The sequence below is a fragment of the Cellulomonas sp. NS3 genome (assembly GCF_024757985.1).
Taxonomy (GTDB): Bacteria; Actinomycetota; Actinomycetes; order Actinomycetales; family Cellulomonadaceae; genus Cellulomonas_A.
In genome coordinates this window covers 3,336,121-3,349,052 of the sequence record NZ_CP103289.1, presented here as the reverse complement: position 1 = coordinate 3,349,052, position 12,932 = coordinate 3,336,121, and the positions used below count along the sequence as shown (strand labels likewise).

At 72.4% G+C, this 12,932-nt stretch carries 12 protein-coding genes; 11 read left to right on the top strand and 1 reads right to left on the bottom strand.

Annotation, left to right across the window (positions count from 1 at the left end; all coding sequences use genetic code 11):
• Nucleotides 1–19 precede the first annotated feature (19 nt).
• From atpE to NXY84_RS15190, 10 genes are all read left to right on the top strand, one after another.
• Nucleotides 20–259: an ATP synthase F0 subunit C gene (atpE, locus tag NXY84_RS15235; RefSeq protein ID WP_309485003.1), complete on the top strand. Its 240-nt coding sequence runs from the start codon at nt 20–22 to the stop codon at nt 257–259.
• Nucleotides 259–843 carry a F0F1 ATP synthase subunit B gene (locus NXY84_RS15230; protein WP_258723903.1) on the top strand — a complete coding sequence of 195 codons (585 nt, stop codon included), beginning with the start codon at nt 259–261 and terminating at the stop codon, nt 841–843. The genes atpE and NXY84_RS15230 overlap by 1 nt, the downstream gene beginning before the upstream one ends.
• Nucleotides 843–1,658, top strand: coding sequence for a F0F1 ATP synthase subunit delta (locus NXY84_RS15225; protein WP_258723902.1), 816 nt, complete (start codon nt 843–845; stop codon nt 1,656–1,658). The genes NXY84_RS15230 and NXY84_RS15225 overlap by 1 nt, the downstream gene beginning before the upstream one ends.
• Nucleotides 1,659–1,736: 78 nt before the next feature.
• Entirely contained in the window at nt 1,737–3,365 is a 1,629-nt protein-coding gene (gene atpA / locus NXY84_RS15220; RefSeq protein ID WP_258723901.1) for a F0F1 ATP synthase subunit alpha, read from the top strand.
• A 3-nt stretch (nt 3,366–3,368) separates the two neighbouring features.
• Nucleotides 3,369–4,262: a F0F1 ATP synthase subunit gamma gene (locus tag NXY84_RS15215; RefSeq protein WP_258723900.1), complete on the top strand. Its 894-nt coding sequence runs from the start codon at nt 3,369–3,371 to the stop codon at nt 4,260–4,262.
• Between the two features lie 59 nt (nt 4,263–4,321).
• On the top strand, nt 4,322–5,809 hold the full coding sequence (atpD, locus tag NXY84_RS15210; RefSeq protein WP_258723899.1) for a F0F1 ATP synthase subunit beta: 1,488 nt from the start codon (nt 4,322–4,324) through the stop codon (nt 5,807–5,809).
• A gap of 45 nt (nt 5,810–5,854) precedes the next feature.
• The gene (locus NXY84_RS15205) at nt 5,855–6,136 is read left to right on the top strand and encodes a F0F1 ATP synthase subunit epsilon (RefSeq protein ID WP_183296639.1); all 282 of its coding nucleotides are present in this window, start codon (nt 5,855–5,857) and stop codon (nt 6,134–6,136) included.
• A 10-nt stretch (nt 6,137–6,146) separates the two neighbouring features.
• Nucleotides 6,147–6,572 (top strand): DUF2550 domain-containing protein, encoded by a 426-nt coding sequence (locus NXY84_RS15200; RefSeq protein ID WP_258723898.1) that lies wholly within the window; start codon nt 6,147–6,149, stop codon nt 6,570–6,572.
• Between the two features lie 37 nt (nt 6,573–6,609).
• A complete protein-coding gene (nucS, locus tag NXY84_RS15195) occupies nt 6,610–7,305 on the top strand; it encodes an endonuclease NucS (protein WP_258723897.1) in 696 nt (231 codons plus the stop codon).
• On the top strand, nt 7,305–7,844 hold the full coding sequence (locus tag NXY84_RS15190) for a DUF1990 family protein (protein ID WP_258723896.1): 540 nt from the start codon (nt 7,305–7,307) through the stop codon (nt 7,842–7,844). The genes nucS and NXY84_RS15190 overlap by 1 nt, the downstream gene beginning before the upstream one ends.
• Before the next feature lie 108 nt (nt 7,845–7,952).
• Here NXY84_RS15190 and NXY84_RS15185 read toward each other — a convergent pair whose 3' ends face one another.
• Nucleotides 7,953–10,898, bottom strand: coding sequence for a glycoside hydrolase family 3 C-terminal domain-containing protein (locus tag NXY84_RS15185; RefSeq protein ID WP_258723895.1), 2,946 nt, complete (start codon nt 10,896–10,898; stop codon nt 7,953–7,955).
• Nucleotides 10,899–11,279: 381 nt separating this feature from the next.
• Between NXY84_RS15185 and NXY84_RS15180 the strand changes: the two genes are divergently transcribed.
• Entirely contained in the window at nt 11,280–12,932 is a 1,653-nt protein-coding gene (locus tag NXY84_RS15180) for an extracellular solute-binding protein (RefSeq protein ID WP_258723894.1), read from the top strand.

Sequence of the window (12,932 nt, the reverse complement as noted above, 5' to 3'; positions counted from 1 at the left end):
ACGGAAGGAACGAGCAACCGTGGCACTTGCGGAAACCACCACCATCCTCGCCGAGCTCGAAGGTAACATCGCGACGGTCGGCTACGGCCTCGCGGTGATCGGCCCCGGTATCGGCCTCGGAATCCTCATCGGCAAGACGATCGAGGGCATCGCGCGCCAGCCCGAGGTCGCCGGCCAGCTCCGGACGACGATGTTCATCGGTATCGGCTTCGTCGAGGTCCTCGGCCTGCTCGGCCTCATTACCGGGTTCCTCTTCTGATGAGCGCCGCCGCGACATCGGCGGCCCTGATCACGGCTGCCGAGGGAGAGCCCGTCCAGGGCATCCAGCTGCTCATCCCGGCGCTGTACGACATCTTCTGGTCGGTCATCGTCCTGGCGATCATCGCGTTCGCGTTCTACAAGTACGTCCTGCCGAAGTTCCAGGCCGTGCTCGACAAGCGCACCGAGCTGATCCAGGGCGGCATCGCGAAGGCGGAGTCGGCGCAGGCCGAGGCCGCAGCCGCGCTCGCCGAGTACCACCAGCAGCTCCAGGACGCCCGCACCGAGGCCGCGAAGATCCGCGAGGACGCGCGCACCGAGGCCGGGCAGATCGTCGCGGAGTCGCGCACCAAGGCGCAGGAGGAGGCGGCTCGTATCGTCGAGACCGCGCACCGGCAGATCGAGGCGGAGCGCCAGCAGGCGTCGGTCTCGCTGCGCGCCGACGTCGGGTCGCTCGCGACCCAGCTCGCCTCGAAGATCGTCGGCGAGTCGCTCGAGGACACCGCGCGCCAGTCGCGCGTCGTCGACCGTTTCCTCGACGAGCTCGAGGCCAGCACCACGGCGAACGCCGGTAAGGGGAACTGATGCGCGGGACGAGTCAGGCGTCGCTGCGGAGCGTGGAGAACCGGTTCGAGCCGGTCCTCCGTGCTGCCGGCGTCGAGTCGGCGACGCTGGGCGAGCAGCTCTTCGCCCTGGTCGACGCCCTCGACTCGTCCGGCGCCCTGCGCCGGACGCTCGCGGACCCGTCGGCCGACGGTGACGCGAAGGCCCAGCTCGTGGCGCACGTCCTCCGGGGCGCGCACACGAGCACGGTCGCGGTCGCGCAGGAGCTCGTCCGGGCCCGCTGGTCGGCGGACGTCGACCTGACCGAGGCGGTCGAGCACCTCGCGTTCCAGGCGGTGCTGGCGTCGGCCGAGGCCACGGGCACGCTCGAGCGCGTGGAGGAGGACCTGTTCCGCCTGACGCGCTCGCTCGCCGGCCAGCGTGACGTCCGGCGGATCCTGTCCGACGACGCCACGTCGACGCCGGAGGCCCGTGCGGGCCTGCTCGACGCGATCCTCGCGGGCGGTGCGACGCCGGCGGCGGCCCTCCTGGCGCGGCGTGCCACGCAGAAGCCGCGCGGCCGGCACTTCGTGACGACGCTCGGGCACGTCGGCGACCTGGTCGCCGAGCGTCGCAACCGGCTCGTCGCGACGGCCACGTCGGCCACCGAGCTCTCGGCCGTCCAGCGCACCCGGCTCGAGGGCATCCTCGAGCGGGCGTACGGGCAGCCGGTCCAGCTCAACGTGATCGTCGACGAGAACGTCCTCGGCGGCCTGCGCATCCAGGTCGGTGCCGAGGTCGTCGACTCGACGGTGCTGTCCCGGCTCGCCGACGCCCGGCGCCGACTTGCCAGCTGACGGCCGCGCTCCGCGCCCCGTCCCCAGAACGCGTTCGACCCGCACGCGACCCGCGTGCGACACGACAGGAGAGAAGCAATGGCTGAGCTGACGATCCGGCCGGAGGACATCCGCTCCGCGCTGGACAGCTTCGTGAAGTCCTACGAGCCCACCGGCGCGGTCACCGAAGAGGTCGGCCGGGTCACCCTGGCGGGCGACGGCATCGCGCAGGTCGAGGGTCTGCCCGGCTGCATGGCCAACGAGCTGCTGCGCTTCGAGGACGGCACGCTCGGCCTCGCGCTCAACCTCGACGTCCGCGAGATCGGCGTCGTCGTGCTCGGCGAGTTCACCGGCATCGAGGAGGGCCAGGAGGTCCGCCGCACGGGCGAGGTGCTCTCGGTCCCGATCGGTGACGGCTACCTCGGCCGCGTCGTCGACCCGCTCGGCGAGCCGATCGACGGCCTCGGCGAGCTCGTCACGGAGGGTCGCCGCGCGCTCGAGCTGCAGGCGCCCGGCGTCATGCACCGCAAGAGCGTGCACGAGCCGCTCCAGACGGGCCTCAAGGCCATCGACGCGATGATCCCGATCGGCCGCGGCCAGCGTCAGCTGATCATCGGCGACCGCCAGACGGGCAAGACGGCGATCGCGATCGACACGATCATCAACCAGAAGGCGAACTGGGAGTCGGGCGACCCGACCAAGCAGGTCCGCTGCATCTACGTCGCGATCGGCCAGAAGGGCTCGACCATCGCCGCGGTGCGTGGCGCGCTCGAGGAGGCCGGTGCTCTCGAGTACACGACCATCGTCGCGTCGCCGGCGTCCGACCCGGCCGGCTTCAAGTACCTCGCGCCGTACACCGGCTCGGCCATCGGCCAGCACTGGATGTACCAGGGCAAGCACGTCCTCATCGTGTTCGACGACCTGTCGAAGCAGGCCGAGGCCTACCGCGCCGTGTCGCTGCTGCTCCGCCGCCCGCCGGGCCGCGAGGCGTACCCCGGTGACGTCTTCTACCTGCACTCCCGCCTGCTCGAGCGCTGTGCCAAGCTCTCGGACGAGCTCGGCGGCGGCTCGATGACCGGTCTGCCGATGATCGAGACGAAGGCCAACGACGTCTCGGCGTACATCCCGACCAACGTCATCTCGATCACCGACGGCCAGATCTTCCTGCAGTCGGACCTGTTCAACGCCGACCAGCGCCCCGCCGTCGACGTCGGCATCTCGGTGTCCCGCGTCGGTGGTGCCGCGCAGGTCAAGGCGATGAAGCAGGTCTCCGGCACGCTGAAGCTCGACCTCGCGCAGTTCCGCTCGCTCGAGGCGTTCGCGATGTTCGCCTCGGACCTCGACGCCGCGTCGCGTGCGCAGCTGACCCGTGGTGCGCGCCTCATGGAGCTGCTCAAGCAGGGCCAGTACAGCCCGTACCCGGTCGAGGACCAGGTCGCGTCGATCTGGGCCGGCACCAAGGGCAAGCTGGACGACGTCCCGGTCGAGGACGTGCGGCGGTTCGAGACCGAGCTGCTGGACCACCTGCGCCGCAACAGCGACGTCCTGACCACGATCGCGTCGACGGGCAAGCTCGACGAGGCGACCGAGTCGGCGCTGTCCTCGGCGATCGACGACTTCCGCAACGGCTTCCTCAAGGGCGACGGCTCGCCGCTCGTCGGCGGGGACGACGAGGGCGAGTCCGTGCCGGTCGAGCAGGAGCAGATCGTCCGTCAGAAGAAGGCCTGACCGATGGCCGGTACCCAGCGCGTCTACAAGCAGCGGATCAAGTCGACGCAGGCGCTCAAGAAGATGTTCCGGGCGCAGGAGCTCATCGCCGCGTCCCGCATCGGGCGTGCGCGGGGCCGGGTCGCGCAGGCGACGCCGTACTCGCGGGCGATCACGCGCGCCGTCTCGGCGCTCGCGACGCACTCGAGCACGTCGCACCCGCTGCTGACCGAGCGCACGGACACGAACCGCGTCGCGGTGCTGCTCATCGCCTCCGACCGCGGCATGGCGGGCGCCTACTCGGCGAGCGTCATCCGCGAGACGGAGCGGCTCGTCGAGCGGCTCCAGGCGTCGGGCAAGGAGGTCGCGCTCTACGTCTCCGGGCGTCGCGCGGTGTCCTACTACACCTTCCGCCGCCGTGAGCTCGCGGCGCAGTGGCAGGGCGGCTCCGACGCACCGCAGGTCGACGTGGCCGACGACATCGCCGACACGCTCCTGAGCGCGTTCGACGCCCCGGTCGAGGCCGGCGGGGTCGGCGAGCTGCACGTCGTGTACACGCAGTTCGTCAACATGGTCACGCAGCGGCCGCGCGTCATCCGCATGCTCCCCCTCGAGGTCGTCGAGGGCGTCGCGCCCGCCGGCGAGGGCGACGCGCTGCCGCTGTACGACTTCGAGCCCAGCCCGGAGGCCGTGCTCGACGCGCTGCTCCCGCGCTACGTCCGCAGCCGCATCTACAGCTGCATGCTGCAGGCGGCCGCCTCCGAGCTCGCCGCCCGCCAGCGGGCCATGCACACGGCGACCGAGAACGCCGAGGACCTCGTGCGCATGTACACGCGGCTCGCGAACCAGGCCCGCCAGGCAGAGATCACCCAGGAGATCAGCGAGATCGTGTCGGGCGCCGACGCGCTCGCCTCCTGACACCAGCACGACCCAGACCACGCCGGAGTCCGCTCCGGACGAGCGAAGCGAGGCAGGACATGACCGCCACCACCGTCGACGCCACGGCGACCGACCCGGGCGCGCCCGGAGTGGGTCGCGTCGCCCGGGTCATCGGCCCCGTCGTGGACATCGAGTTCCCGTCGGACCAGATCCCGGACATCTACAACGCGCTCCAGGTCGACATCGACCTGTCCTCGCAGGGCGAGGGCGAGCAGGACGGCTCGTTCACGATGACGCTCGAGGTCGCCCAGCACCTGGGTGACTCCCTCGTGCGTGCCGTCGCGCTGCGCCCCACGGACGGTCTCGTCCGCGGCGCGCTCGTCCGCGACACGGGGGCGCCCATCAGCGTGCCCGTCGGCGACGTGACCAAGGGCCGCGTCTTCAACGTGATCGGCGAGGTGCTCAACCTCGAGGAGGGCGAGAAGCTCGAGATCACCGAGCGCTGGCCCATCCACCGCAAGCCCCCGGCCTTCGACCAGCTCGAGTCGAAGACGCAGATGTTCGAGACCGGCATCAAGGTCATCGACCTGCTCACGCCGTACGTGCTGGGCGGGAAGATCGGCCTCTTCGGTGGTGCGGGCGTCGGCAAGACGGTCCTCATCCAGGAGATGATCCAGCGCGTCGCCCAGAACCACGGTGGTGTGTCGGTGTTCGCCGGTGTCGGCGAGCGCACCCGTGAGGGCAACGACCTCATCGTCGAGATGGAGGAGGCCGGCGTCTTCGACAAGACGGCCCTCGTCTTCGGCCAGATGGACGAGCCGCCGGGCACGCGTCTGCGCGTCGCCCTGTCCGCGCTGACGATGGCGGAGTACTTCCGCGACGTGCAGAAGCAGGACGTGCTGCTCTTCATCGACAACATCTTCCGGTTCACGCAGGCCGGCTCGGAGGTCTCGACGCTGCTCGGCCGCATGCCGTCCGCCGTCGGCTACCAGCCGAACCTGGCCGACGAGATGGGTCAGCTCCAGGAGCGCATCACCTCGACGCGTGGTCACTCGATCACGTCGCTCCAGGCGATCTACGTCCCCGCCGACGACTACACCGACCCGGCGCCGGCCACCACGTTCGCGCACCTCGACGCGACGACCGAGCTCAGCCGTGAGATCGCCTCGCGCGGCCTGTACCCCGCGGTCGACCCGCTCGCCTCGACGAGCCGCATCCTCGACCCGCGCTACGTCGGCCAGGCGCACTACGACACGGCCACGCGCGTGAAGTCGATCCTGCAGCGCAACAAGGAGCTCCAGGACATCATCGCGATCCTCGGTGTCGACGAGCTGTCCGAGGAGGACAAGACCGTCGTCGCCCGGGCACGCCGTATCCAGCAGTTCCTGTCGCAGAACACCTACATGGCCGAGAAGTTCACGGGCGTCGTGGGCTCGACGGTCCCGGTCGCGGAGACCGTCGAGGCGTTCTCGCGGATCGCGGACGGCGAGTTCGACCACATCGCCGAGCAGGCGTTCTTCAACATCGGCGGCCTCGAGGACCTCGAGCGCAACTGGGCCCGGATCCAGAAGGACTACGGCGTCTGACGCCTGCGTCCACGACCGGGTTCGAACTGAGCAGAGGGAGTCAGCATGGCTGAGCTGGAGGTCGACGTCGTCGCCGCCGACGGCAAGATCTGGTCGGGCCACGCGCGGCAGGTGAGCGCGCCGGCCGCGGACGGGGAGATCGGCATCCTCGCCGGGCACACCCCGGTGCTCTCGGTGCTGCGCCGCGGTGAGGTCCGGGTCGCCCGGGCCGGCGGCGAGGTCCTGCGCTGGACGGTCGGGGGCGGGTTCCTGTCCGTCGACTCGGACCTGGTGACGGTCGTGGTGGACTCGGTCGAGGACACGACCGGCACTCAGGTCGCGCACTGACGGAGCAGTCATGTCAGGGCAGCAGATCGCTCTCGTGCTCCTCGGAGCGGTGGTCGTCGCCCTGATCGTGCTCGGTCTCAGCGTGTCGAGGCTGGGCCGACTCACGCGTCGCGTCGGGTCCTTCGAGTGTGCGTTCCGCCGCTCGGAGGGCCCGTCCGCGTCGTGGGTCACGGGCGTCGGCCAGTACGGCGCCCAGAGCCTGTACTGGTGGCGGGCCCGGTCGTTGTCGGTGCGGCCCTCGCGGTGCTGGCGGCGGTCGGCGATCGTCGTGTGCGAGCGCGCCGTGATCGAGGAGTCACCTCGCTTCGGCCGGCAGGTCGCCGTGCGGTGCACGGTGCAGGGCGAGTCCTTCGACCTGCTCATGAGCCCCGAGGCGTCGGCGGGCCTCACGTCGTGGCTCGAGGCCACCCCACCGACGATCAGCCGCGTGATCTGACGGCGCGTCGTCGCCGTCCACGAGAGGAACCCCCCGCATGCGCCTCGTCGTCGCGCGCTGCTCGGCGCGCTACAGCGGCCGGCTCAACGCCCACCTGCCGCTCGCGACCCGGCTGGTGCTGGTCAAGGCGGACGGCAGCGTGCTGCTGCACTCCGACGGCGGCTCGTACAAGCCCCTGAACTGGATGAGCCCGCCGTGCTCGCTCGCGATCGGCGAGCCCGACGCCGAGGCCGTCGAGCGCGGCGTGAGCCAGGTCTGGACGGTGCAGCACGCCAAGAGCGACGACCGGCTCGTCGTCGAGGTGCACGACGTGCTGCACGACTCGGCGCACGAGCTCGGGGTCGACCCCGGGCTCGTCAAGGACGGCGTCGAGGCCCACCTCCAGGAGCTGCTCGCGGCGCAGATCGACCTGCTCGGCGGCGGTCACACGCTCGTGCGGCGCGAGTTCCCGACGGCGATCGGGCCGGTCGACATCCTCGCGCGCGACGCCGCGGGCGTGGCGGTCGCGATCGAGATCAAGCGCCGCGGCGACATCGACGGCGTCGAGCAGCTCACGCGCTACCTCGAGCTGCTGAACCGTGACCCGCACCTGGCGCCGGTGCGCGGGGTCTTCGCGGCGCAGGAGATCAAGCCCCAGGCCCGGGTCCTCGCGACGGACCGCGGCATCGCGTGCGTCGTGCTCGACTACGACGCGATGCGTGGCGTGGACGACGTCGACTCGCGCCTGTTCTGATGACCGCGCGCACGCGCGACGAGGGGTCCCCGGGGCGCCCGGGCCTGACCTACCCCGAGGTCGCGGCGACGCGCGGGGGTCCGCTGCCGGCCGGGTACCGGCACCTGCACGTCCGGCACCGCCTCGGTCGCGGCGACCTCGGTGTCGTCGGGCGCGGCCTGCTCGCGTGGCGCGTGCACGCCGCGGCGCACGTCACGGTGGACGCCGACGCCCCGGTCGCCGACGTGGGGGTGGACGTCCGCACGCGCCTGGGTGCCGGCCCGCTGCGCCTGGTCGTGCCGTGCCGGGTCGTGTGGGCCGAGACGGGCGAGCGCAGCGTCGGGTTCGGTTACGGCAGCCTGCCGGGACACCCGTTCGTCGGCGAGGAGTCGTTCCGGGTCGAGCGCGACGACGCGGGCGTGCTGTGGTTCGTCGTCGACGCCTTCAGCCGCCCGGCGTGGCGCTGGCTCGTGCCGCTCGCCTGGGCGGTGCCGCTCGTCCAGCACGCCTACCTGCGGCTGCTCGCGCACGGTGCCCGGCGGCTCGCCCGGGCCGGCTGAGGCCTGGCCGCTGCCGGTGGCTCGCCCGGTGTTGCCGGCACCCGGCCGATCGCGTGCCGGCTCCGGGGTGCTGCGGCTCGCCCGCACGACCCCGGCGCCCGCCGCGACTCAGCCGCCGAACGTGAGCTCGGTCAGGCGGGCAGGTCCGGTGAGCACCACCCGCAGGTCCGTCACCGCGTCGGTGAGCGCATCCCACGCCGGACCCCGCACGGCGTCGACCGTGCTCCAGTCGTGGCGCGCGCCGTCCGCCGGGACGTCGGCCGAGGCGGCGACCTGCCACGCCCCGGCGCCGTCGCGCACCTCGACGCGGACGGACGCGGCCCCGGCGCGGGTCCGGGCGACGGTGAGCCCGAGCCGCGCGGCACCCCGGGCGTCGACGTCCCGCAGCGTCACGGCGGCGGAGCCACAGCCCCGCGGCACCTGGACGGCGTCGCCCGCGTCGCGCGTGCGCTCGGCGAGCTCGATGCCGTCGTGGTCGTCGAAGTCGGTCGCCCGGAGGGGTCGGTCGAGGGCGTCGCGCGGCGCGACGGGATCCCCGGCGACGACCACCTCGGCGTTCACGGGCAGGTGGGTCGACGACGAGCCCGCGTGGAGCACATACCTGCCGGGCTCGACCGCGAGCGCGTCGCGCGTGACGTCCCAGACGGCGAGGTCGGCGACCCTGACCCGGACCGTCGCGGTCGCGACGGCGCCGGGCTCGAGCGGCACGCGGACGTGGCCGAGCAGGCGACGGCGGGGGACCGTGAGCCGGTGGTCGACGGCGCTCGCGTAGACCTGCACGAGCTCGTCGACCGTGCGGTCCCCGGTGTTCGCGACGTCGACCTCGACGTCGAGGTGCGCGTCGGCGTCGACCCGCACGGGGCCGGCCGCGGCGGGCCGGCCGCCGGTCGCCGGGTCGGCGCCGTCCGTCGCACCGGTCACGGCGCCGGACGGGGCCACGACGCGGAGGCCGCGGTGCTCGACCGTCGTGTACGACAGCCCGTGGCCGAACGCGTAGAGCGGCTCGTGCCGGGCGTACCAGTACGTCGACCCGGCGCTGATCACGTCGTAGTCGAGCAGGTCACCGACGTGGGACTCGTCCGCGACCCAGGTCTGCGCGAGGTGCCCGGAGGGTTCGACGTCGCCCACGAGCACGTCGGTGAGCCCGTGCCCGAGCTCCTGGCCGGCGTGCGAGGACCACAGGACCGCGGCGGCCTCGTCGGCCACGGGACCGAGCACGTACGGGTAGGAGGACACCACCGCGAGCACCGCGCGGGGGTTCGCGTCGCGCGCGGTGCGCCAGAGCTCGGCGGACGCGTCGGGCAGGCGCAGGTGCGGGCGGTCCTCGGTCTCGCGCCCGAGCAGGTGCGGGTCGTTCCCGACCGCGACGACCACGACGTCGGCGCCCGCGGCCGCCTCGGCGACCTCGGCGTGCCCGGAGCGGAGCGTGCGCAGCGTGAACCGCTCGGCGTCGGCGGCATCGTGCGCCTCGGCCACGAGCGTGCCGGTGGTGTCGTTCTGGACGCGGACCCACCGGCCCGAGCCGACGTGCTGGACGGACCACGTGCCGTCGGGGTGCCGGTGCAGCCGGAAGCTCTCCTGGGCGACCCAGCCGCCGACGCGCTCGGCGTCGGCGCGCACGACCCAGCCGGCACCGGACCAGAGCAGCCCTGAGCGGACGCCGCGCAGCGTCACGAGGCCCTCGCCCCACGACGTCACGTCGAACGCGGCGCCCTCGTCGGTCGCGGTGCGGGCGTCGGCCGTGAGGGGGGTCGCGGCGTCGACCTGGCGCACGTACGCGCCCGTGGTCAGGGACCGCAGCGCGACGCGATCCGCACCGTCGGCGACGCGGACCGCGGACGAGCCGAGCCGCTCGGCGAGCGCGCTGCCGAGGCCCACGAGGTACGGCGGGGTGCCGGAGTACCAGTCCTGCAGCACGCGGTCGGCGAGCGGGCCGACGACGGCGACGCTCGCGCCGGGCCGCAGCGGCAGCACGCCGTCGTTCTGGAGCACGACCACGGCGCGCGCCGCGACCTCACGCGCGAGCGCGCGGTGCTCCGGCAGGTCGAGCGCGTCCGCCCCCACGCCGGCGTACGGGTCGAGGCCGGGGTCGAGCTCGCCGGTCGCGAGGCGCAGCTCGAGCTGGCGCAGCACGGCCCGGTCGACCTCGGCCTCGGTGAGCAGCCCGCGCTCGAGCGCCGCGTGCAGGCGCTCGACGGTCGGGCGGGTGTCGGCGTCGTTGTCGGTGAACGAGTCGACGCCGGCCCGCACCATCGCGGCGTGGCTCTCGACGTGGTCGTCGTAGTACCGCTCGAACGTCACGAGGTTGCCGGGCGCGGCGGCGTCGGACACGACCATGAGCGAGGCGTCGGTCCAGCTGCGCAGCTCGTCGAGCAGCTCCCGGGCGACGTGGTTGGGCCGCCCGTTGACGAGGTTGTACGACGGCATGACGGCGCCGACCACGCCGGCCTCGATGGGTCCGCGGTACGCGGGCAGCTCGTACTCGTGCAGCACGCGCGGGCGCAGCTGCGAGCTCGTGAGCGCGCGGTCGGTCTCGTTGTTGTACGCCAGGAAGTGCTTGAGCGTGGGCACCGTGCGCCAGTAGACGGGGTGGTCCCCGCGCAGGCCACGGGCGTAGGCGGTCGCGAGGTGCGCCGTGAGGTGCGGGTCCTCGGAGAAGCCCTCCTCGTTGCGGCCCCACAGGGGGTGGCGCAGGGGGTTCACGACCGGCGCCCAGACGTTGAGGCTCACGGCGGGGTCGGCGGCGTGCTTGGCGCGGAGCTCGGTGCCGACGACCTCGCCGACCCGGGTCAGCAGCGCCGCGTCCCAGGTCGCGGCGAGCCCGACGGGCTGCGGGAACGACGTCGCGACGCCGAGCCACGCGACGCCGTGCAGCACCTCGGCGCCGGTGTGGAAGGCCCGCAGCCCGACGCGGTCGACCGCGGGCGCGTGCTGGTGCAGCAGCGCGACCTTCTCGTCGAGCGTGAGCCGTGCGAGCAGGTCACGGGCCCGGGCCGGGAACGGCTGGGCGGGGTCGCGGTACGTCGGGGCTGCCTGGAGGTCGTCGTCGGCCACGGGGGTCCCTCGTTCTGGTGCGGTGGGCGAACCGGTCCTGCGCTGCGGCGAGGCGCGCTGCGGGGGGACCGCTTCGATCGGATCGTCGAACCGTTTCGACGATAGCAGCCACGTGCTGGGCGTGACGCGGGCCACACGCTAGCGGACGCGTGAGCACCGGTCGACCTGCCTACGACCGGCCGCGCGCCCGTCGCGATGACGTTCCGGTCTCGATCTGGGCAGTGGTTGCTCGGTCGCGGGGGGAGGCCGTAGAGTGCGGGCGTCGAACCGCTTCGATGTTCGCGGATCGACCGACACCCGCACCGATCACGGACGATCGCGGGTCGTCGGCACGGGGGACCACGAGGACACCGCGTTTCCACAAGGGAGTGAAGGGCGCTCATGAACACCACCACACAGCTCGGCCAGGTCGGGGAGATCGCCGTCAAGCGGCGGTCCTTCCTCGGGATGGTCGCCGCGGGCGCGGCCGTCGTCGGGGTCCCGTCGCTGCTGACCGCGTGCTCGAACGGCGAGGCCGGCGTGACGGCGGAGCCCGGGGCGACGGCCGGCGCCGACGTGCTGCCCACGTACAAGGAGATCGTCTTCGCGGAGCCCGACTACCCGAGCGTCAACGGGTCGACGGCGGGCTACGAGACGATCCCGACGGACCTCGTGCAGTCGGTCGAGGAGCCCCCGGGCAACGGGACCGAGTTCACCGCGATGACCCCGCTGTGGGGCACGCCGCCGCCGGTCAAGGGCAACCAGTACTACGAGGCCGTGAACGCCGCGCTCGGCGCGACCATCACGTTCAACATCGCCGACGGCAACGACTACGGCACGGTGCTCGCGACCGCGCTCTCGGCCGCGGACGACCTGCCGGACTGGGTCTGCGTCCCGACGTGGAACGTCCCGCCGCGCTTCGCCTCCGAGGTCGTGCCCAACGTCTTCCAGGACCTGACCGACTTCCTCGCCGGCGACAAGGCGCTCGAGTACCCGAACCTCGCGAACATCCCCACCGCCGCCTGGCAGTGGTCGTCGTTCAACGGCCGCCTGTACGGCCTGCCGTTCCCCGGCGAGGTCATCAACGACGTGGTGTTCTACCGCAAGGACATCCTCGACGGCCTGGGCATCACGCCGGACGTGAAGAGCGCCGACGACCTCCTGGCGCTGCTCCAGGAGATCAACAACCCGTCGGCCGGCGTCTACGCCGCGGCGGACCTGTGGAACACGTCGACGATCATCCACGGCGTCGTGCCCAAGTGGAAGCTCGTGGACGGCAAGCTCGTCCACCGCGTCGAGACCGAGGAGTACCGCAAGGCCCTCGAGTGGAACGCCGCGGTGTGGGCCGCCGGGCTCGTGCACCCCGACATCGACACCGCCTGGAACAAGGAGCTCTTCGAGTCCGGGAAGCTGCTCGTGATGAACGACGGCATCGGTGGGTGGCACGAGGCGCTCGGCCGACAGCTCACCACCAACCCGACGTACAACCAGCAGCCCCTGCCGCCCTTCGGCGCCGACGGCGGTGACCCGGTCTACTACAAGGGCCAGCCCGCGAACATCTTCAGCTTCCTCAAGAAGTCGGACGACCCCGAGCGCATCGAGGAGCTCCTGCGGATCGCGAACCTGCTCGCCGCGCCGTTCGGCACCACCGAGTTCGACCTCATCAACAACGGCGTCGAGGGCGTGCACTTCACGCGCGGCGCCGACGGCCTGCCGGTCCCGACCGAGCTGGCCGCGACCGAGCTCCAGCCGACGTACATGTTCCTCACCGCGCCGCCGGTCGTGAACGCGAAGGTCCAGTACCCGGGCTTCGTGAAGGCGTCCAGCGAGTTCACCGCGGACGCCGCGCAGTACACCGAGGAGCCGCTGTTCTACGGCGTGCAGATCAGCGAGCCCGACGAGTACGCCTCGATCGGTCAGCCGTTCGTCGACCTCGAGAAGGACATCTCGCGCGGCCGCAAGTCCCTCGACGACCTCGACGCCGCGGTCGAGACGTGGCGTCAGTCGGGCGGCGACCAGCTGCGCGAGTTCTACCAGGGCGTCCTCGAGGCCTGA

Bases quoted from the DNA above. Each gene is read 5' to 3' on its own strand.
- nucS (WP_258723897.1), top strand. From the start codon at position 6,610: ATGCGCCTCGTCGTCGCGCGCTGCTCGGCGCGCTACAGCGGCCGGCTC.
- NXY84_RS15180 (WP_258723894.1), top strand. From the start codon at position 11,280: ATGAACACCACCACACAGCTCGGCCAGGTCGGGGAGATCGCCGTCAAG.
- NXY84_RS15215 (WP_258723900.1), top strand. From the start codon at position 3,369: ATGGCCGGTACCCAGCGCGTCTACAAGCAGCGGATCAAGTCGACGCAG.
- NXY84_RS15205 (WP_183296639.1), top strand. From the start codon at position 5,855: ATGGCTGAGCTGGAGGTCGACGTCGTCGCCGCCGACGGCAAGATCTGG.
- atpD (WP_258723899.1), top strand. From the start codon at position 4,322: ATGACCGCCACCACCGTCGACGCCACGGCGACCGACCCGGGCGCGCCC.
- NXY84_RS15190 (WP_258723896.1), top strand. From the start codon at position 7,305: ATGACCGCGCGCACGCGCGACGAGGGGTCCCCGGGGCGCCCGGGCCTG.
- NXY84_RS15225 (WP_258723902.1), top strand. From the start codon at position 843: ATGCGCGGGACGAGTCAGGCGTCGCTGCGGAGCGTGGAGAACCGGTTC.
- NXY84_RS15230 (WP_258723903.1), top strand. From the start codon at position 259: ATGAGCGCCGCCGCGACATCGGCGGCCCTGATCACGGCTGCCGAGGGA.
- NXY84_RS15200 (WP_258723898.1), top strand. From the start codon at position 6,147: ATGTCAGGGCAGCAGATCGCTCTCGTGCTCCTCGGAGCGGTGGTCGTC.
- atpA (WP_258723901.1), top strand. From the start codon at position 1,737: ATGGCTGAGCTGACGATCCGGCCGGAGGACATCCGCTCCGCGCTGGAC.